We start from the raw sequence: 18,075 nt of genomic DNA on the forward strand, positions 1-18,075 counted from the left end.
CTGCCCACTTCATTGCTCATACCGATCAGAGCGGACAGATGCTCAAAGTCGTGACCATGCCAACGCGAACTCCAGCTTCAGCAGGAACCTTCTTCGGCCGGCTGGCATTATTTTTGGTTGCTTTGGTTTTCACGATACTGACGGGCAACTGGCTCTGCAGTTGGCCGGACATCAGCCTCTGGCTTTATATCACCATCGGGTTCCTCTTTGCATTGAGCCCGTTGGCAGTTTCTTCATTCGCCTGGGAAGCAGTTACGACCTTTGTGCCGCGCCCTCGCTCTATGATGAGCCAGTGGGACGAGCGCGAAAGAGACCGACTGGAGCGCAGCGCCACGGCTGTGTGTCTGTCGACGCTACCCCTAACGATGCTTCTATTGAGCATTGACAGGCTCTCTCGGCGAGAGAGCCTGTTCGCAGAGTTGCTGACGTGGCTATTTTGGCTGACTCTGTTAAGCCTCGCCATTTCCGCGCTCGCGGGGCTCATCGGTTACAGCGCAGTCGTCTTGTCAAAGAGACAACACGTTCGCCGAAAACAAATGTGAGCGGCCCAAGGCAATACGAGGTTATCCGAATAAGCTCTTATGGGCTTCAACACGGCTCCGTTCGTTTGCGGCTCTCCGGTCAGCTTCACGACGTAGAGACTGCTGAGCTGCTATATCAGAAGAGACTCGCCTATCCCGCTCTTCATCTTCTTTGATCTGGGACGCAGTTCGATGTTCGCCGGTCGCCCAAAGGAGGGGGCCTAAGAGCAGAGCGAAGGCTGCGATGGTGCTGACCTTGAACCAGGTATGCTCAGCGTACAGGCCAGACGCCCACGACCATAACGATTCGGTCCAGACCTCCGGCAGGAAGAAGTAAAAGAAGGCCAGCGCCAGCCAATAAGCCAAGAACGCTCCGACCAGGAGTGCGGCGGCAGCGACAATGAAAAAGTTCACGACAAGGAATCCCGTCCAGACAGCGCGGAACGGTAGCGTTACGACCCTGATTGCCTTGCTGTAAGCTGCCATTGCTCACTTTTCCTCTTCAGCCGGCCCAATTCAGATGGGGCATTGCTTGCCTTTCGATCCACATAATTCTACCGCAGTGGAAGATAAATAGCCACTTCCTAAAAAATTCCTCGAACCAGTGACTGCGGCCTCAATCAGGCACATGCCTGGTAATTCAATCTTTGTGTTCGTCGACCCGCTTTTATTTTACCACCATATTCTGACGCAGTGGAAGATTGACATACCCGCCATATTCTAGTGGCGTGTAATAATTTGGTGTTTACGGACACCATCATTTGGTGCATTTTCCGACGCAGCTAACGGATCACGATTGCGATGGACACAAAAGCACGGCGGCCGCCCCCCTTCCTCCTTCTCACATTGACGGGCGCACTTTTTGCGGCCCAGGCGGTGGCGCAGGACGCCGCGGCCGCCAAGTTTGTCACTTATTATCAAAGCGCTTTTGCGCAAGGGCGGGACCTGATTCCAGCCCCACAGGCGGGGCTGAACATCGCCTCGATCGCAACCGATCTGAGGCTGGAGACGGTGAAACCAGTTAGCGCGCTGACTGGAAACTCCTTCCTTGATGCCAGCAGTGACGTCGTCAAACTAGTCGGTATTCAAGGTTGCCTGTCGACCGAACAACTGGACTTCATGGGCAACAAGGCGTCCTGCACCATGATCTCGCTCGCCGGAATGACAGCCAGTCTAAAGCAGGCGCAAGCTGACGCCGGCGATGCGTTCCCGTGTCATTTTGTCGGTCAGAATTCGGGCCGCCCCAACGTCCGATTTGCGGAATGTTTCTTCACTGAGAACGACATAGTGCAGTCTCTCTCTGAGACGATGATCAGGAAGGGGGTAGTGTTTGCCGCCCGCGACAGAGCAGGCAGGCCTATCTTCCCTGAATATGCAAAAGCAGAAGACGAAGCGCGCCTTGCTAAAACCGGCATCTGGGCAAACCCATATTTCAAGCATCCCTACGGGGAGCGTTATCGTGCCAATCCAACGAATTGAATGCGGATCCGACTATTCATGCTGATTACGACGATCACAGCTTCTGGCCTGTACGCAGGCATGTACATCATGCCTGGCTTGCTCGCCGAGCAGATGAAAGCACCCCCCTCGCCTCCTCCTGTCATTCAGGTACAGGCCCAACAGGCTCCTCCGCCCCAGACGAAGCAAGCCGCTCCGCAGCAAGAGTTCACTCAGTTTCCGACAACAGCACAATTCGAGACCGGAGACACGTGGGTAGCTAACGGCCGCAGATATCGGCTCTACGGTTTGCAAACATGCCTTCGCGGAACGCAAGTGACGCTTTCTCAGGGCGTAGTAAGAGACTGCGGCGAATTGAACCTGATCATGACTCAGGCGCTCATTCGTGACACCAAGCCCGTCTGCACCACGGTCAAGGATCTAGATCAGAACAATGCCGTCGTCGTGTGCCAGACAACAACTGGGCAGCGCGGATACGATCTGGCAACTTACATCATCGCTCAAGGGTGGGGATTTGCAGCCGTCGACGGTGCGGGTCAGCTGATCGTTCCGGGCTACAGGGTCGCAGAGGAGACGGCCAGAAGCGCACGTGTAGGATTGTGGGCCTATTCCGACCTACCTCATCCAGTCTCTGTTCTGATGGAAAAGGCGCAACAGCAATGAGAACCGCCGCCCTTGCCGTTGGATTGATGTTGGGCCTTTCGAGCGCGGCCTCGGCTCAGAGCCGGTCGGTGGACGTCCCGCGTCAGATCTACGGCAAAGTGCAGGTTGTGGACGGAACGACTCTCGAATTTAAGGATCGGCGTCAGATCGTTCGCCTCGCGGGCTACGAGGCTTCCCGCATTGAACAGATGGCGACGAGCGATGGGATTGAGTGGCCAGCGGGCCAGGTGGCAAGAGCTTGGATGATCCTGCGGACGCTAAAGCGCGACGTCAACTGCGCGCCGATCGCTCGAGACGCCAACAAGAATCTGATTGCTCATTGTTTTGTAGGCGAGACAAATCTGGCGGCAACCGCGATCGCGGAAGGCATCGGATACGCCTTCAACTACAGAAACGAACCACAGGTCCCGGCATATTTCGACATCGAGCGTAAGGCTCGCGGACTTGGCTATGGAGTCTGGTCCAGCAAAGATCTTTTGCCGCCGTGGCTCTACGTGGCTTCTCCTGCAGAGGAAAAGAAAGCTGACGAGCCTCCGGACACTTACCCCGGCCTGCCCCTTCCACCGCCGGTCACCGAATCTCCCCAACCCCCGACAACACCCCAAGGAGGCTAATATGAACTATTTGCTTAAAGCCGCCGTCGCGGCAAGCGCGTTCATTCTGGCGACCGCCCCCATCTCGGCTATGTCCCAGTCGGCGGTACAAGACGGAGCCACCCAAAAGCAGGTTGAAGAACGTGATCCTGACTTTTGCGGCGCAGGCGGCGCGGGTTGCGACCCGGTTGAGGTGCAGGAGTGGAAAGATATCGGCAACAAGTTAGCTGATCTCTCGTCCGCGGATCTCAGTCAATATGCTTACGCCTGCGCCAAGCACCGTGATTGGAAAAAGGACTGCGAGAAGGATCCAACGATCATTCTCAAGCGCCTTGGTATTGAAGGCTATTGAGGGTGGAAGAATGAGCGCATCGTATACTACCGCAGGGATCGCGGCCGCCATCGCGGTCATGGTTGGATTCGGAGCTGGTTATCAGTTCAGCAACATGACCATGAGCGCCAAGATTACTGAGCTTGAGCAGAAGGTCACCCTCCTCGAGACTGCAGCGGCACAGCCGCCGAAGCTCGATATCCCGACTGATGAACAGGCCAGTGCCGCGATACAGAAATCTGGCCGTGCAATGAAAATCTCTGAGTGCAAGCAGCATCCCGTTGCTCCCGGCGTTATTTGCACTGGGACCATCACGACGACGACCGGCTCATTCGCCGGATCGAAAGAAGCCGGAACGCTTTCCTTCGCAAAGATCGACGGCGTTTGGACTCAAACTCACTGATGCATTTGAAGGAGAGGGAAATGAAAGGGACTAATATTTTATCCGCTGCATTATTGTCCGCCGGCGCGCTTTGGGCCGCGACGCCGGCGCAGGCTGAAGATGCGTCGTGGGGCTGCCAGGTCCTGTTGTGCGCAGCGTCCAGCAATCCATCCTGGCACGGCGTTCCCTATTGCGTTCCTCCGATGCAAAAACTGATTTCGGCTATGGCTAAGCCAGGATTTGACTGGCCTATTTGCCATGAGGCAAAAGCTGGATCGCCCGGCCGCGAGGTTTTCGAGGCGTGCCCTGAAGGATCTAAACCCGGTTCGCGCAATACCGGGTACGACAACAATTTCGGCCGGGATGAGCAGGACCAATGCGTGAAAACCGTCAATGTTTGTGAGAACGGAAGGAATCAAAACTTTCGCCGCTTTAGCAGCGACAGTCGAGAAAGCTGCATCCAGACCGTCTACAGCCCTCGTCCACGACGAGCTGACCCATACTTTTTCGACATCCCGAACGATAAAGGGGTAAAGCAGCGCTTCTGGTTCAACCTCAACGATTGACCATTAAAAAGCGGCGTACTCGTATACGAGCTCGCCGTTATAACCCCTGCGAAAGATGACGTTCAGTCATCTTTTTTTTTGCTCTGCGAGCGCTCCGTTGCTTCGCTGGCTTAACTTCCTCTTGGCACACCTCGAATAAATCCTTGATGGATACCCCAAGTTCTCGGGTCATCTTGTCCAGCATCGTCAACTTGATGTCGCGCTTGCCACGGACAACCTCTGACATATAGCCTTCTGTCACACCCAAGTGAGCTGCCAAGTCCTTGTTCTTCCAGCCGCGCTCGGTCTTAATCCGTTCGAGGCCAATCGATAGCATTTCCTGGTGAGTTAGTTCACTTAGGTCCTTCTTGGTCGCCACGTCGATCGTGTTCTCGCCTTTGAACCGAGGCATCTATATTTTCACCTTTTCGACTAGGTGCCAGATGAGAGACCCCGGTCGATTCGCATTATTGTAGGAACCCAGAGTCTTCATAATGGCACGCCTCCTCGCCGCCATTTATTCGCCCTCACGATTTCCGCTGAGATACAAACTAAACCAAGCCTGTTTTGGTCGAAACCTTCCGCGGCCTGATCACTCACGTTTACGTTATCCTCGTTGTCATAATAGACTCGGATCGACGCGCACTTCAAGGCCAGCGACTTCTAGCTATTTGAAGTGATTCAGCTTTTCCCTAGTCACTTTGGGCTATTTGCCCCTAACTCATTAGAGGGATTAATCGATTCAGCAATTAAAAAAGTTAAAATTGTTTATGAATTTTCGCGGACACCCGTCAATTACCAACTGCTGATATACCCCTAAAATTCCATGGGCAACTGCCGATTGGTCCGCAGAGGCAATCGTGCTTGGAATAGGAACTAGACTCACGGCATAAGGGGAACCGGGGCGCACATTAGTTCCGTGGCGGTCGCGATGGTATACCAATTACCTATCACGTGTTGTCGGCAGATTCCTTTTGTGCAAAATTACACCCCAGTCGAATCAACCGAATCGAAATATGGGAGTGAGCCAGCCGTTTTGAGCAAAAGAAAACCCCGCGAAACAGGGGTGTTCCACGGGGTCTGTAGGTCAAAAATGCCCAATAACACTCCTACAGATTTCCCCTCATTTCGTCAACTGCTCCAACCGTCGTTCTGGCGGTCGATAGCGCATGTCTTGCGCTTCCTCGACCGCTTGATCTCACCGACCGCCTTCGTGCGGTCAGTAGTTAACCTGGAGAGGATGGAAATGGCCGCATCGGGCTAAAAAGCGAAAACCGCTCAAACGCGCCAACGTTTGAACGGTTTCTGTAGAAGGAGAGTGGCTACTACTTCGCAATTGTTGAAGCCACTTTCCCAAAATCGCTGATCGCTGTCAACGGAAAATCATACGGTTTTCCGCACCAGTGAACTTTTGCCTACGCGGCCCCAGAATGGGGAAGTGTCGGATGAACGAAGTATTCGCGCCTGAGCGCCACGGCCCCGCTTTGCCTATCGCCAGGGCAAGCGGGATGAGCATGTATTATGGGCAATTGGCCAAATTGCTTGCCTCCATAACGGCAGCAAAGCAGATCCCCGAATTTAACAAGCTACTCTGGACGACCCACGGTCACGGCCATCTGAGCGATGACGAGGCAGACCAGCTCAGCCACGAATCTGCCACTCTCAAAACCTCTCTCGATGAAGCGCGCGAAAAGCGGATGCCGCCGACGCGCAGCTACTTTCCTCAACGGACGAAATCAGGTCGCTCCCGCGAAGACGCGGCATCGGGCTCTCGATGCTCGGTCAGATGGGCGCGCAAACGACGCCTGGGCGATATGGCCGCCCTTCCCCCGCATGTCCGAGACAGGTTCACCGAGGGCGAGCGCGCCGTGCTCTATATCGTCGCTTCGGATTATCGCCACCACAATGCATGCAGCTCGAGCGTCAAAGAGATCGGAGATCGAGCCGGCGTCGGTGTTACGACAGTGCGGAATACACTCCGCAAAGCTCGTCACCTTGGATTGCTGCTTATTCAGGAAAGACCGCAGTGGCGGGCGAAGAACCTCACCAATGTCATCAAGATTGTTTGTGCTCAGTGGCTTGGCTGGATTCGAAAATTCCGCCCCAACCTCGGACTTAAATTTTATCCGATAGGGTTCAAAAAACCGGAGTCCTCAGGAACCTTCGGTACTAAAAAGATAAACGGACAGCCTTCTTACAGCCGATCGGATGGCCCTCCGGGCCGCTTTCAGCGGTTTGCTAGCCGCAAACCACCGACCGGCTGACGGCTGAAAGCGTCAAACAACAACCCAAACTACCCGCGGAACCGTCGAAAGGGGCTTTTGAGAAAAGCCTGAGGGGACCGGCTGCGCAAATCAAGCAGAACCTGAGGGCGCGGATGGATTTAGCGAATTGACCATGATGCCCGCGCCAAGCGGCCCCTTGTGGGCGCGGCGCGGGCAAAAGGAAACCGCGCGGCCCGCCGGCAAGATGCGGCCGTCTTTATACGATCGCCGTCAGGACTGACCATCCCTCCCGATACGGATCCAGCCAGCCGACCCCGCATCCGATAATGACGCCGGTTTTTTCGTAATCCGGGAGAAATCGCCTGAAATCGGTGTCCTTGCGCTCCTGCCCCATCTTACCTGGTGAGGAGAGCCACGCCTGATGCGATCGCTGGATGACGTCAGCGACGACGGCGCTCGGGACGACATAACATGTTGGGTGATCGGTCAGATTCTTCCCGAAGTCCACGAACGCATAGAACAGGTTCGGCGATTGGATGTTCTCGTGTTTCCTGCTCATGTGCCAGCCGCCATCAGAGCCTTTGTCCTGGCGCGTCTTCACCTGAATTGCGCAGAGGCGATCGCCAATATCGTCGGTGACGACAATGTCACAGTTAGGCACACCTGCCGGCGCGAGTGCCGCAATCATTTCTCGCCGCAAGAGCTGACACATAACGTAATGTTCGCCCGCGGCTCCCACGATCGACGATTTTGAAGCCATTTTTTCCCCTCCCCTCAATTCCACAACGAGAGCATGCGTTAGGGCGCGATCGCGGGCAAGACCAGACGGAACCGCTTGCCGGGGGCAGTCGATCCCGGTTTCCGCCCTCCGGGCGGCGCTATGCTAAACCTCCTGCGGCTGCCCTTTTAACCGGTCAAGCGGTGCGCGAACTGGCGCCAGCCGCTGTGCGGCCTTCGCCTGGTATGCTCATTGTTTATTTTGGGGAACGGGCGCTGCCCATTCCCGCTCTCCTGCCGTCTTCCGGATTGCGATTAGATTCTACCCCCGCTAGAATCACCTGAAGCCTTCATCTCAACGGAGACCCCGATGGCGCTGCCGATCTCTCGTCACTACAGCTTTGAACTCAAGAGCCTGCTTATCAACACGACAATTCTTGTTGTGGTCTTTGCCGTTTTCAAAGTCCTGATCGACGACACACTGACACTCGGCTATGCGCTTGCCGTTCCGGTTTTCATCTACATCACCGCGACGATCGAGGGCGCTCGCGTTCGAAAGGGTGGATTTCGTGACATTAGGTCCTGGATCGAAACCATCGTTGCTGCCGCCATTGCCGTTTGCGTCGGGTATCTCGGCTATCGCATCTGGCTCATGGGCTACTGAACGAAGAATCTTATGCGCATCGTCCTTCGCAACACACCCTCTTACGAACTCGGAAATATCACCGAGCGGGAAAGCAGGGCGTTGCGGGCCTGGTACGGTCATTCGAGCACCGATGAGGATGAGCGCATCGCCCTGGCCGTGATCAAACGCGCTCGAACCATGGATGGCTGGATCGAGTGCGATTGCCTCTCGAGCAATTTCCGCCCCCTGCTTGCACCGATCCAGCAGGAGAAAACGTTCACGTTGCGACGACTCGTGGCAAAGATCGGAGATCCTCACCAGCAGGAAGACCGGCCTAACCACGTCGATACATGTCCGTTCCATGTCGACAAAGATGCGACCCCCGCCCTTTTCGACCGCGGATACAATCTACGCCCCGTTCCCAATAGCGATCGGACGTATATCGACGCTCTACCCGCGATACCAGACAGACTGGCCGACCTCGAAGGTCCTGAGGAAACCCGTACAGTCGAGCGGAACGACAGGCCATCAAAACTGGGCGCCGTACTTTGGCGATTGATCGACAAGGCCAGCGTCAATGTTGTGCCGCCTTTGCAAGACCGGCCGGAATATGGGCTCGCCGGCCAGATCAACAAGCTGCGCCACGTCGCTCGTGAGCTGAAAGTTCTTCGCACCTGGTCGCTCGGAGCACTTATGTCGACATGGGCGGCCGACTACTGGAATGCCGAAAGTCGTTGGCAGCAGCTGCTCGACAAATCCCGCTCAGATTGGCCTGCGACTCTGCGCCGAACTGGTTTCATGCTCCTCTACTCACCGAGCGTGTCGGCCAAAGCCATCTCGCCGGCGTCGGACTCCCGTAAGATCGACATCCATTCCAAGGTCCGCCAGCCACTCAGAGGCGACCCGGCAAACCGAGGCCCCTTCCTCACCATCCTTAATGTCGATTTCCAAGAGAATGACGAGGGTCCGATCCGCGCAATTCAGGCCTACGCACAACCGGTCTATAATGGCGACACACTATTCCCCGTCGAATCCGGATTTGAACGTGACGTTTCGCACCTCCTGTTCTGGCTTCAGCAAACGCTTTTCGAAGCAGCTCCACAGCTGCGCATCAAGATAATCAAACCCCTTTTTGCCTTAGATACACCGCTTGGCCCCTGTCGCCCCGACTTTGTGCTCGAGACAGTTCATGGAAATTATGAGCCGATGAACCTCATCGTCGAGGCGTTCGGCATGGAAACGGAAGAGTATAAACAGGCGAAAGAGAAGACGATTCCGCGCATGCGCCACATCGGGCCGATATTCGAAATCCGCCCGGCCGACCTCGCTCCCGCTCGGGCCGAGGAAACCGGGCAGAGGTTGCAATATTGGGTGCTCGATCATTCCCGGCGTTCGTCACGCAGTCACCAGCAGGCACCATCGGATCAAAATGCGACTTCACACCGCACTTGAGTATTTTAAGGATAACAAGTTTCGCTCGCTCGAGCCCTGGCGGCCAGAGGAGCCGGCGGAACTCGCTCGCTATATCGAAGAACGCGCACCTCAGACCGTAGAGTTTTCCTTCAGTTTCATCGATCCGGACAAGACCGACGAAACTCTTCAGGTCTTCATCGACTTCTCAAATCACCTGTGGGACGCCGAGATCGCGCCCTTACCGCACGACTTCTTTTGGGTCTCCTGGTCTCAGAAGATTCTACAGGAGACCGTCAATTTCGCGGCCTTTTGCGAGCGAGTGAAAAGCGCAGTGGATGGCAAGGTCATTGCCCTGTCCATGCAGGTGATGTTCGAAACGAAAAACAAGACCGGCCTGGTCTTCGTCAATCAATCCGGTCACAAGGTCATCGGCGATCACAAGCGCGTCTTGGTCGGCAACGTCAACTCTGATGCCGGCGCGCTTATGACCGATAATGGGTTCGGTGTGGTCGCCGCCCTTATCGGTGCGCTTTCGACCAGACAAGCAATCCGTCGTGACGAACCTGCTCCCGATCGTCTCAATAAGCAGCGAGAAAGGAAAGGAAGGCCGCCTATTCGCTCCATGATCGTTATCGACGTGCGCGCCAATCACATGAGCAAATCAGACCATGACGGATCATCTGGTCAGACAGTCATTCCACATTGGCGACGCGGCCACACGCGCACTCTTGCGGACGGGCGAATCATCCCAGTCGAGCCGTGTTGGGTAAACGTAGACGGGGACCTGCCGCCGCCGCCTAGGGCAGTTCGAGTTAATATCTAGCCTCTCCTGGAGGGTTGAAAATTTCACTGCGTTAGAATTTTTCTCCTACAACCTGTTGACAGATACCGGGTTGTCCGCGCACCTATAAGCTGAAGCTATTTCTCAGGTTATAGATGAAACGACTGTTTCGCCGCCCCGCTGTTTCCCTGATCGTTATCCTCACGGGCATTACGGTTGCCCAGGTCAAGGTCGCGTCGAGCGAAGACTTCGATCGCGTACAAGCTGGCCCGATCAAATATCGGATCCCAAAGGAATATCGCACGAGCAATCAGTCGGGCGACAGCATCTTCATTCAGTTCCACGTGGCCGATTGGGGGCCACTTGATCGCGATCGATCGGGTTGGAAGGATAACGTCAATGTCCTCATCACACCGCAGCCCCAGGACATAGCAGGGCAATACGATGCCCTCTGGGACGGGACGCCGAGCGGCGCGCCGACGAAATCAAAAACGATCGAGCGGACCTATCGCATCGAGCCTGACTTCACGGTTCAGGAGATGGGATCGACCTACGATATCGTCATTCCTGACCAGGACGGTGCAACGATGCCACTCGGTCTCATGCAATGCACCCGCCCCAATCCCCCGGTCTTTCCCAACGCTAGTTGCGCCTTGCTTTTCGACCGGGACGGCCAGCGCTGGACTGTCACCTTCGGCCGTCAATTCCTCCACCGCTACGCCGAATTCCGCGGGCGGGCCACTACCCTTTTTGACAGTTTTCGAGAGGTCCCTCGATAATGCGCTCTAGAAACGGCTCTACGCGCAACTTCCTTGGCATCGCAACCATTGGATTAACGGTTCTTGCCTCGATCGCGTTGGTTTCGGCCGCAAGCGATGATTTCGACATCGTCCAAGCAGGTTCTGTGACCTACCGCGTCCCAAAGGCGTTCCGTGCAGAAGGCGACTCAAAGGGTGATCTCTTCCTGCAAGCGCGGCTGTCGGACTGGGGACCGCTTGAGCGGGATCGACCCGGTTGGACGGATAACGTCAACATTCTGATCGAGCCTCTGCGATCGCCCATTAGCGCCGTCTACGATAGTCAATGGGACGGGTCGCCAAGCGGAAAACTTACCAAGTGGAAACAGATAGAGCGAACGTACCGCATTGAGCCCGAGTTTACGGTTCAGGAAATGGGGTCGTCTTTCGATATTATCATCCCAGATCAAGACCGATCTACAATGCCTCTTGGGGTCCTTGAATGCACAAGACCCAATCCGCCCGTCTTCCCTAATGCGAGTTGCAGCCTCCGATTTGATCGTGACGGCCAAAGATGGACGATAACTTTCGGGCGACAATACCTCCAGCGCTACGGAGAGTTTCGCGCGCGGTCTACTGATCTCATTGATAACTTTCGCGAGGTAAAACCCTAATGCCATCATTAACTCAGGACCAATTTGACGAATTATCTGAAATTGCAAACAGCGGACAAAGTGGCGCTCGGGTCGCTTACTATACGAAGCTCGCCGAATTTGGCGTCACCTATGGAAACCTAGCCCTAGGCGTGGTCCTTGAGGACCAAATTAGCGGCAGAGTCGCAAACGCTTATTTCATGACGGTTGCTGAGCAGGAGGGCATTTCTGTTTCCCCTCAACAGTGGGCTGCTATCGGAAATGGACTAATGCTTGCCGATCTCGCCGCCCGAGCCGCTTCAGCCATAACTCAGCCGGATGGCACAACTACCTATCCTGACTTAGGGTATGTGCCGATAAGAAACTATCACCAGCAGGTATTCGGAAATCTTGGCGGCACTGTCCCCGAAGGGGAAGGCGTCTCCATCAACGGTTGGACAGCCTATGCGCCAGTCGAAACCTTCGGCCCCGAAACCTGGGACAACATGCTCGTAGAGGCTGGCCTGCAGCAGGGAACGTACGGCGCATGGCTGTATAGCAAGATGTGGTTTCATGCCACGTTCGAGAGCGATGCTCTTGCGGACCAATGGCAATCCGTCATTCGGTCGGAATCGTTCCAACAACTTCTTGCCGACGGTTCGCCGGCACTCTTCCCCGATCAGATCGCCAGCTCTTATCTTATTCTTGGCACCCACTCCGGAGACCACCTGTCGATTGACAATGCAATCTCCCCTGAGACGCAGGTTCTTCTCATGGGGCTGGGCGGCGCCGATACGATCGCCGTTAATGGTCACAGCGACTATTTCGATGGTGGGGCGGGGGATGATGCATTTCTCTTCACCGCCATGGATGGGGATTTCATCCACGGCGGGACGGGAAGCGATACAGCGGATTTCTCCGCACTAGCTCAGAGCCTCCAGGTTCAGGCAGAAGCCGGCTCAACCTCCGTCTATTCAGGATACGACTGGGGCTCGCTGCGCTCGATCGAGAACGTCATTGGGACGAGCCAGAATGACGGCTTTGCCTTCTATGGATCGCTCGCAGCCCAGGAAATCGACAGCATCGACGCCGGCGCCGGCACTGACACCATCTACTTAAGTGATGCGGTCGAACAACTTCATGTCGATCTGGAAGACGGTCGAGTCCTCGGTATCCGCGAAATAGCGGTTATCAACGTCGAGAATGTCGTCGGCGGCGAAGCAGGCGATACCCTTCTGGGGTCGAGCGCAGCAAACAATATTCAAGGCGGCTCAGGAGACGATCAGATCGAGGGGCGCGCCGGTAACGATAGCCTCTGGGGGCAGGCAGGGAATGACATTCTTGTCGGGGGGATCGGGGCTGATAGCCTCTATGCCGGCGATGGCGACGACACCCTGCGCGGCGATGAAGGCAACGATAATCTTTACGCCGATGCAGGCGCCGACCACCTTTCTGGTGGTGACGGAGATGATTATCTCTCCGGTGATGATGGCGATGATCATCTTTGGGGCGAGAATGGGAAGGACCGCCTCTACGGCGGTGCTGGTGACGATTTCCTGTTTGGAGGAGAAGGCAACGACACGCTAACTGGTGGTGTTGGTTTCAACACGGTCTCCGGCGGACTCGGCGAAGACTGGTTCTATGTCTATGGCAGCGGAAACCAGACATTGATCACCGACTTCGTACTCGGGATCGATCATCTTACGAATGGTTCTGGCCGAACCTCATATGCAGATACAAGTGAGGGCCTTCGCCTGAATTATGCCGATGGAGCGACTGCGATCTTGGCTGGCCTTACGACGTCCACCCCTGACTGGACGCTCTACGTATGAGCCCCGGATAGGCGCTTGTCGTAGCCAATGCGCCATTCGTTCGCTTTCTCCTTGAACTCGAACGCGCGAGAATCGCGCACTATACCCAGTTTCGCATCGAAATCCGCTTGGAGAGCGCCACGCTCACGCAGCCAATACGCATATAGCGCCGCATCATGCGTTGGCGCCGGACCAAAAGGATCTACTGCGCGGGAGCCACTCATTGCCGTCATCAAACCCAAACTCCTTAGTTGCGTCGCTTTTCTGGCACTGCGCCTGCGGTGAATATTTGAGCTCATTTGTCGTCGAACGGCATTTCCCACGCGAAAATGAACAAATCCACCAGCCGACGCTCGGTACGGTATCCTCGATGATACATGTCGATAATATCGATCGCTAGGTTCGCGGCGCGGCCCGTACCCTTGATAATCCGGCGATGGCTGCAAATTCGGTCGAATGCACGCTGCAACATACGTCGCTCTTCAGGAGCGATTGATATGGCTTCTTCGGCGTGCTCTTCCAACATGCAAAAATGCTACAAATTTTCTCTTGCTGGACCCTTAAAAATTTCACTGCACTAGAATTATTCGACAACTGCCGCGTGAGAAGCTATTCTGAATGGGTCGTTTCATTCGGGCTAAAACAGGTGGCGCAGTGAGCAATTACATTCACCCAAATCGCATCGCTTTTGGCATCCCGGTCGGGATCTTCTACTTCATCCTCACCGCGTCCTTCATCCCGTTCATCCTCGCCCCTGACGCCGCGATCGGCGTGTGGGTTGTGCTCTTCCTGTTTCTCTATGCCTGCGTCCGTCACGGCATGGACGTGCATCCACGGGACATAGCTCGCTTCGACGACGAGATCGCACACGGCATTCCGCCCCTCTGATCAAATTTCGACAAACTCGACCACGCCGACAAAGGCCAAACGGACGATAGATGCAGGTTCATCCCGACTACGCAGAACATTCGGATCATAGATCTCAAAGGGCCGAAATCCTTGGGAAAACGACAAACCAGAACCAGCTTTTCCCGATCAAGGTGATGGGAAACCGTCTTTTTAAGATCGAAGACGATTTCCTCTATGCATGCATTACCTATGGCGATGGCTTGCAGCAGAAAGCTTTCCCCGGATTCACCTGGACGAAGGGCGTCGGATACGCGTTTCTGACGTTCTTCGTGCAGAAAGCTTTTGGCGTCCACCGGTTCCCGTTCTTTCCGGATCGGGTTTTTGAAGACCAGCCTTCGCCTGGGAATCAGAAGATCATCATTGAGGCAGCGAGAATTCTCACGCCCGCCAGGATCAATGCCATCAGCGATGAGCTGGTGAGTGTCTATCAGCACACGCAAAATTTATTGAAAGATAAGGGGCTTAACGAGGTCCACTTAAAGCGGATGATCAATGTCATCCAAGACCGGCCGACGGCGCAAGACAGCTACGGCCAGACCGTTATGAGACTGAAAAATGCGGCCCGGGCAACCGGTCAGGCCACCGTCCAGTTCGAAATGGACATCCTCAATTCATGGGGTGACGACGGAGGCTATCCGCACTTTCCGATCATGCTGCGGCAGACGATTCCTGCAGCTGAAGTCCTCTATTTCAGCAATATGATCGCCACCCGTGATCCTTCGGCTTACATGCACAGGGATGCTGTAGAGCCCGGAGAATGGGTGGTTATCAATCGATCGCCAACCGGGCTTGTCAACGTCTCGCCGGACGACATCCATTTTGATGAAGAGATTTATCAGGAGGTTCCCGGCTGGACGAAGCCGGCTTACGAGCGGTTCCTGAAAACTCACAGCCCGTTTCCGTTCAGAAGAGCGGCGCGGATCGGCGAACGCTATGCCCACCGAACCGCCGGCTGGCGTCTTACGCCCAAGGGCCGGTTGCTGCAGGCTCTGCTTCGCATTTTCAGCTGAGATTACACGTCACGTTTGGCCTGAAAGAAGGGCAAGCCGCTGCGCGGCCGCGTGCTATGCCTGTGGCACCGAGCCGGCTTCGCCGTCTCGGCCCATACGGGTGACGCCCGCTCTTGCGGAGGCTGGCTGATCGAGCATCGCGGGCAGCAGAGCGCGCGGACAAATAGAGCGAGAGGAAATCCAGGCCCGATTGAACGGGCCTGAGAGGGAGAGAGAGGCTTTCCCCGGTCCCGTGAACCGGAGAAAGCACGATGACCAGCAAAGCTCGCAAACCCGCGTCCGCCGTTCGCCGTCCGGATAAGGACGTCTATCAGCGCATCACTGACAAAATCGTGGAGCAACTCGAGGCCGGCGTTCGACCCTGGCACCAGCCGTGGGGCGCGAATGGCTGCGCCACCCGGCCGCTCCGCCACAACGGCGTTCCATATCGCGGCATCAACACCGTCCTCCTCTGGATGGAGGCCGCCGCGAACGGCTACAGTTCGCCTTTCTGGATGACTTATAAACAGTCACAGGAAATCGGCGGCCAGGTCCGCAAGGGCGAAAAATCCACCCTCGTCGTCTATGCCGGCGCCATCGAAAAGACCGAAGAGGGAGCTAACGGCGAAGAGATCGAGCAGCGGATCCCCTTCCTCAAAGGCTACTGCGTCTTTAATTGCGACCAGATCGACGGGTTGCCCGAAAATTTCAGGCCGATGATCGAGCCTGTCGAGCCCAAGGAACGCATCGCCCATGCCGACGCCTTCTTTGCGAACACCGGCGCCGACGTTCGGGTTGGCGGCAACAAAGCCTTCTACATGATCTCTGAAGATTTCATCGGAATGCCGCCCTTCGAGTCATTCGAATCGGCGGAATCCTTCGTGTCCGTGCTCGCGCATGAGACGGCCCACTGGACTCGCCATTCCACTCGCCTCGATCGCGACTTCGGGCGCAAGACCTGGGGCGACGAGGGATACGCGATGGAGGAGATGGTCGCGGAAATTTCAGCATCGATGATTTGCGCGGATCTCGGCCTCGAGGACAAGCCGCGCGAGGATCACGCCGCTTATATCGGCAGTTGGCTCAAGGTCCTTAAAAATGAGAAGCGTGCAATCTTCCAGGCGGCCGCCCACGCCGAGCGAGCCGTCACCTTCCTGCACAGCTTGCAGCCGGACTCCTCCTCCGAAGTCGATATGCCGCTCGCCGCGGCCGCCTGATCCCCTCCCCTATCTCTACCGACCACGAAAGGTTACGACCATGGCTGACCATGTCTGGACCCAGATCACCATCGGCGGCGAGCTCGATCGCGAAGGCGTCGACGCGCTCATCGAGGCCCTCTTCGACGATTTCCACGGCTACGATGCCTCGCCCGATGACGTTCTTATCGAGGCCATCCGCAACAACGGGCAATTCATCTTCCAGGGCCAATGCTCCGGAGACCCGGAAGTCACAGTGGCCGTCTGCAGGGCGCACGGCCTCACCTATTCATTCTGCTTCGACTCCCATGCGGAGTGGAACGCCGGCGGCAAATATTGGACCCCGGGCCTTGCGACGCCCGAGGAATTCTCCTGCGCATCCTCTTTCCACCCTGTTCTGCATCTGAAGGAAATCCGCGAGCGCCTGGCCGACGGCTCTTTAGGCAAGCATCTGGACGATCTGGAAATCTGGACTGGCGCCAAAGGCTTCCCGCCCCTGAAGTTGCGCGCGACGGCAGGAGGCGCCCATGCGGCTTCGTCCTGATCAACGACGCCGGCTGCAGGCGGCCCTTGCCGGCCGCCCGCTCGCCGTTTCCTTCGGATCGGGGGTCGATTCGACGGCCATGCTGGTGGCGCTCCGCCTTGCTGGACTTCGACCCAACATCATCACTTTCGCCGACACTGGGGCCGAAAAGCCCGAAACGCTCGCCCACCTCGAGCTCATGAACGCGATACTCATGGAATGGGGCTGGCCACCGATCATCATCTGCCGCAAGACCCCGCTCGCCTCGACGGGCTACACCGACCTCTATGGCAATTGCATCGCCAACGAGACGCTGCCCTCGCTTGCCTTCGGCATGAAGTCCTGCAGCATCAAATGGAAGCAGAAGCCGCAGGACCAGGTCCTGAAAGGTTCGAGATCCGGCCCCAATGCCGCAGCGCCTCACCCCGTCTGGATCGAGGCGCAGCGGACAGGCCAACGCATCGTGAAGCTGATCGGTTATGATTGCGGTCCTGCCGACATCCGCCGATCGCGCAACCTTGCCAGCGCCGACGCAGATTTCGACTACGCCTATCCGCTGCAGATCCTCGGCTGGACGCGCTCCGACTGCGTCCGGATAATCACCGGGGTCCTCGGCGCCGGCATGGTCCCGATCAAATCAGCCTGCTTTTTCTGCCCTGCGTCTAAGCAGTGGGAGCTCTACTGGCTTGCCGCTCATCATCCGGATCTGCTCGAGCGCGCCCTTCTCCTCGAGCGCAACGCCCTCACCGGAAAACACAGCCGGTTCGACGCAATCGAATTCGGCGCGACGTGGGACGATCTGGTGCAAAACGCCGATCGCTTCCCAAGCTCGTCCACGACCGTCGGTCTTGGACGCAGTTTCGCATGGAACCAGTGGGCAAGGGTCAACGAGGTGGTCGATCACGCCTTCCGTGTCAAACGGGACGACGCCGATCGCGATCGCTTCCTTGCTCTCGCAGATAATTTGCGATCGTCGGACAATGCCCTCGATGGTCGGTCCCATCCCGCCGCGTGACGACCCGAT

At 56.4% G+C, this 18,075-nt stretch carries 22 protein-coding genes; 18 read left to right on the forward strand and 4 right to left on the reverse strand.

Annotation, left to right across the window (positions count from 1 at the left end; translation table 11 throughout):
• The first annotated feature begins 38 nt into the window (after positions 1-38).
• Complete coding sequence (locus tag CFBP4996_RS26290) at positions 39-542, forward strand: hypothetical protein (RefSeq protein ID WP_137396122.1); 504 nt, start codon at positions 39-41, stop codon at positions 540-542.
• 21 nt (positions 543-563) lie between these two features.
• Here CFBP4996_RS26290 and CFBP4996_RS26295 read toward each other — a convergent pair whose 3' ends face one another.
• Positions 564-1,007 (reverse strand): hypothetical protein, encoded by a 444-nt coding sequence (locus CFBP4996_RS26295; RefSeq protein ID WP_137396123.1) that lies wholly within the window; start codon positions 1,005-1,007, stop codon positions 564-566.
• Between the two features lie 315 nt (positions 1,008-1,322).
• Here CFBP4996_RS26295 and CFBP4996_RS26300 point away from each other — a divergent pair, with 315 nt between their 5' ends.
• The 6 genes from CFBP4996_RS26300 to CFBP4996_RS26325 are packed head-to-tail and all read left to right on the forward strand — an operon-like array spanning position 1,323 to position 4,514.
• Entirely contained in the window at positions 1,323-2,000 is a 678-nt protein-coding gene (locus CFBP4996_RS26300) for a thermonuclease family protein (protein WP_137396124.1), read from the forward strand.
• Positions 2,001-2,018: 18 nt separating this feature from the next.
• Positions 2,019-2,642: a thermonuclease family protein gene (locus tag CFBP4996_RS26305; RefSeq protein WP_137396125.1), complete on the forward strand. Its 624-nt coding sequence runs from the start codon at positions 2,019-2,021 to the stop codon at positions 2,640-2,642.
• Positions 2,639-3,256: a thermonuclease family protein gene (locus CFBP4996_RS26310; RefSeq protein WP_137396126.1), complete on the forward strand. Its 618-nt coding sequence runs from the start codon at positions 2,639-2,641 to the stop codon at positions 3,254-3,256. Before CFBP4996_RS26305 ends, CFBP4996_RS26310 begins: the two co-directional genes overlap by 4 nt.
• A gap of 1 nt (position 3,257) precedes the next feature.
• Positions 3,258-3,587, forward strand: a complete 330-nt coding sequence (locus tag CFBP4996_RS26315; RefSeq protein WP_137396127.1) for a hypothetical protein — start codon at positions 3,258-3,260, stop codon at positions 3,585-3,587.
• A gap of 10 nt (positions 3,588-3,597) precedes the next feature.
• Entirely contained in the window at positions 3,598-3,969 is a 372-nt protein-coding gene (locus CFBP4996_RS26320; protein WP_137396128.1) for a hypothetical protein, read from the forward strand.
• A 20-nt stretch (positions 3,970-3,989) separates the two neighbouring features.
• Positions 3,990-4,514, forward strand: a complete 525-nt coding sequence (locus CFBP4996_RS26325; protein ID WP_137396129.1) for a hypothetical protein — start codon at positions 3,990-3,992, stop codon at positions 4,512-4,514.
• A 37-nt stretch (positions 4,515-4,551) separates the two neighbouring features.
• Here CFBP4996_RS26325 and CFBP4996_RS26330 read toward each other — a convergent pair whose 3' ends face one another.
• On the reverse strand, positions 4,552-4,905 hold the full coding sequence (locus CFBP4996_RS26330) for a helix-turn-helix domain-containing protein (RefSeq protein WP_137396130.1): 354 nt from the start codon (positions 4,903-4,905) through the stop codon (positions 4,552-4,554).
• Between the two features lie 1,033 nt (positions 4,906-5,938).
• Between CFBP4996_RS26330 and CFBP4996_RS26335 the strand changes: the two genes are divergently transcribed.
• Positions 5,939-6,757 carry a hypothetical protein gene (locus tag CFBP4996_RS26335; protein ID WP_137396131.1) on the forward strand — a complete coding sequence of 273 codons (819 nt, stop codon included), beginning with the start codon at positions 5,939-5,941 and terminating at the stop codon, positions 6,755-6,757.
• 217 nt (positions 6,758-6,974) lie between these two features.
• On the opposite strand, the gene CFBP4996_RS26340 is transcribed toward CFBP4996_RS26335, so the two are convergent.
• On the reverse strand, positions 6,975-7,478 hold the full coding sequence (locus tag CFBP4996_RS26340) for a hypothetical protein (protein ID WP_137396132.1): 504 nt from the start codon (positions 7,476-7,478) through the stop codon (positions 6,975-6,977).
• Between the two features lie 327 nt (positions 7,479-7,805).
• On the opposite strand from CFBP4996_RS26340, the gene CFBP4996_RS26345 reads away from it, so the two are divergent.
• From CFBP4996_RS26345 to CFBP4996_RS26365, 5 genes are all read left to right on the forward strand, one after another.
• Complete coding sequence (locus CFBP4996_RS26345) at positions 7,806-8,099, forward strand: hypothetical protein (RefSeq protein WP_137396133.1); 294 nt, start codon at positions 7,806-7,808, stop codon at positions 8,097-8,099.
• 12 nt (positions 8,100-8,111) lie between these two features.
• The gene (locus tag CFBP4996_RS26350; RefSeq protein ID WP_137396134.1) at positions 8,112-9,512 is read left to right on the forward strand and encodes a DUF8535 domain-containing protein; all 1,401 of its coding nucleotides are present in this window, start codon (positions 8,112-8,114) and stop codon (positions 9,510-9,512) included.
• Positions 9,490-10,296 carry an AcrVA2 family anti-CRISPR protein gene (locus CFBP4996_RS26355; RefSeq protein ID WP_137396135.1) on the forward strand — a complete coding sequence of 269 codons (807 nt, stop codon included), beginning with the start codon at positions 9,490-9,492 and terminating at the stop codon, positions 10,294-10,296. The genes CFBP4996_RS26350 and CFBP4996_RS26355 overlap by 23 nt, the downstream gene beginning before the upstream one ends.
• 113 nt (positions 10,297-10,409) lie before the next feature.
• Entirely contained in the window at positions 10,410-11,033 is a 624-nt protein-coding gene (locus CFBP4996_RS26360; protein ID WP_137396136.1) for a hypothetical protein, read from the forward strand.
• A 631-nt stretch (positions 11,034-11,664) separates the two neighbouring features.
• Complete coding sequence (locus tag CFBP4996_RS26365; protein WP_137396137.1) at positions 11,665-13,455, forward strand: calcium-binding protein; 1,791 nt, start codon at positions 11,665-11,667, stop codon at positions 13,453-13,455.
• Between the two features lie 274 nt (positions 13,456-13,729).
• Here the strand turns inward: CFBP4996_RS26365 and CFBP4996_RS26370 are convergent, their stop codons facing one another.
• Entirely contained in the window at positions 13,730-13,960 is a 231-nt protein-coding gene (locus tag CFBP4996_RS26370) for a hypothetical protein (RefSeq protein WP_137396138.1), read from the reverse strand.
• Between the two features lie 92 nt (positions 13,961-14,052).
• Here CFBP4996_RS26370 and CFBP4996_RS26375 point away from each other — a divergent pair, with 92 nt between their 5' ends.
• From CFBP4996_RS26375 to CFBP4996_RS26395, 5 genes are all read left to right on the forward strand, one after another.
• Positions 14,053-14,322 carry a hypothetical protein gene (locus tag CFBP4996_RS26375; RefSeq protein WP_137396139.1) on the forward strand — a complete coding sequence of 90 codons (270 nt, stop codon included), beginning with the start codon at positions 14,053-14,055 and terminating at the stop codon, positions 14,320-14,322.
• A gap of 50 nt (positions 14,323-14,372) precedes the next feature.
• Positions 14,373-15,353, forward strand: coding sequence for a hypothetical protein (locus tag CFBP4996_RS26380; RefSeq protein WP_137396140.1), 981 nt, complete (start codon positions 14,373-14,375; stop codon positions 15,351-15,353).
• A 251-nt stretch (positions 15,354-15,604) separates the two neighbouring features.
• A complete protein-coding gene (locus tag CFBP4996_RS26385; RefSeq protein WP_137396141.1) occupies positions 15,605-16,549 on the forward strand; it encodes an ArdC family protein in 945 nt (314 codons plus the stop codon).
• 40 nt (positions 16,550-16,589) lie between these two features.
• On the forward strand, positions 16,590-17,072 hold the full coding sequence (locus CFBP4996_RS26390; RefSeq protein WP_137396142.1) for a hypothetical protein: 483 nt from the start codon (positions 16,590-16,592) through the stop codon (positions 17,070-17,072).
• The gene (locus CFBP4996_RS26395) at positions 17,056-18,066 is read left to right on the forward strand and encodes an adenine nucleotide alpha hydrolase family protein (protein WP_137396143.1); all 1,011 of its coding nucleotides are present in this window, start codon (positions 17,056-17,058) and stop codon (positions 18,064-18,066) included. The genes CFBP4996_RS26390 and CFBP4996_RS26395 overlap by 17 nt, the downstream gene beginning before the upstream one ends.
• The last annotated feature ends 9 nt before the right edge of the window (positions 18,067-18,075 follow it).

Source organism: Agrobacterium leguminum (genome assembly GCF_005144435.2).
Taxonomy (GTDB): Bacteria; Pseudomonadota; Alphaproteobacteria; order Rhizobiales; family Rhizobiaceae; genus Agrobacterium; species Agrobacterium leguminum.

Bases quoted from the DNA above. Each gene is read 5' to 3' on its own strand.
- CFBP4996_RS26340 (WP_137396132.1), bottom strand. From the start codon at position 7,478: ATGGCTTCAAAATCGTCGATCGTGGGAGCCGCGGGCGAACATTACGTT.
- CFBP4996_RS26360 (WP_137396136.1), top strand. From the start codon at position 10,410: ATGAAACGACTGTTTCGCCGCCCCGCTGTTTCCCTGATCGTTATCCTC.
- CFBP4996_RS26385 (WP_137396141.1), top strand. From the start codon at position 15,605: ATGACCAGCAAAGCTCGCAAACCCGCGTCCGCCGTTCGCCGTCCGGAT.
- CFBP4996_RS26380 (WP_137396140.1), top strand. From the start codon at position 14,373: ATGCAGGTTCATCCCGACTACGCAGAACATTCGGATCATAGATCTCAA.
- CFBP4996_RS26295 (WP_137396123.1), bottom strand. From the start codon at position 1,007: ATGGCAGCTTACAGCAAGGCAATCAGGGTCGTAACGCTACCGTTCCGC.
- CFBP4996_RS26300 (WP_137396124.1), top strand. From the start codon at position 1,323: ATGGACACAAAAGCACGGCGGCCGCCCCCCTTCCTCCTTCTCACATTG.
- CFBP4996_RS26365 (WP_137396137.1), top strand. From the start codon at position 11,665: ATGCCATCATTAACTCAGGACCAATTTGACGAATTATCTGAAATTGCA.
- CFBP4996_RS26370 (WP_137396138.1), bottom strand. From the start codon at position 13,960: ATGTTGGAAGAGCACGCCGAAGAAGCCATATCAATCGCTCCTGAAGAG.
- CFBP4996_RS26345 (WP_137396133.1), top strand. From the start codon at position 7,806: ATGGCGCTGCCGATCTCTCGTCACTACAGCTTTGAACTCAAGAGCCTG.
- CFBP4996_RS26390 (WP_137396142.1), top strand. From the start codon at position 16,590: ATGGCTGACCATGTCTGGACCCAGATCACCATCGGCGGCGAGCTCGAT.
- CFBP4996_RS26315 (WP_137396127.1), top strand. From the start codon at position 3,258: ATGAACTATTTGCTTAAAGCCGCCGTCGCGGCAAGCGCGTTCATTCTG.
- CFBP4996_RS26330 (WP_137396130.1), bottom strand. From the start codon at position 4,905: ATGCCTCGGTTCAAAGGCGAGAACACGATCGACGTGGCGACCAAGAAG.
- CFBP4996_RS26305 (WP_137396125.1), top strand. From the start codon at position 2,019: ATGCTGATTACGACGATCACAGCTTCTGGCCTGTACGCAGGCATGTAC.
- CFBP4996_RS26375 (WP_137396139.1), top strand. From the start codon at position 14,053: ATGGGTCGTTTCATTCGGGCTAAAACAGGTGGCGCAGTGAGCAATTAC.
- CFBP4996_RS26395 (WP_137396143.1), top strand. From the start codon at position 17,056: ATGCGGCTTCGTCCTGATCAACGACGCCGGCTGCAGGCGGCCCTTGCC.
- CFBP4996_RS26355 (WP_137396135.1), top strand. From the start codon at position 9,490: ATGCGACTTCACACCGCACTTGAGTATTTTAAGGATAACAAGTTTCGC.
- CFBP4996_RS26325 (WP_137396129.1), top strand. From the start codon at position 3,990: ATGAAAGGGACTAATATTTTATCCGCTGCATTATTGTCCGCCGGCGCG.
- CFBP4996_RS26310 (WP_137396126.1), top strand. From the start codon at position 2,639: ATGAGAACCGCCGCCCTTGCCGTTGGATTGATGTTGGGCCTTTCGAGC.
- CFBP4996_RS26335 (WP_137396131.1), top strand. From the start codon at position 5,939: ATGAACGAAGTATTCGCGCCTGAGCGCCACGGCCCCGCTTTGCCTATC.
- CFBP4996_RS26320 (WP_137396128.1), top strand. From the start codon at position 3,598: ATGAGCGCATCGTATACTACCGCAGGGATCGCGGCCGCCATCGCGGTC.
- CFBP4996_RS26350 (WP_137396134.1), top strand. From the start codon at position 8,112: ATGCGCATCGTCCTTCGCAACACACCCTCTTACGAACTCGGAAATATC.
- CFBP4996_RS26290 (WP_137396122.1), top strand. From the start codon at position 39: ATGCTCAAAGTCGTGACCATGCCAACGCGAACTCCAGCTTCAGCAGGA.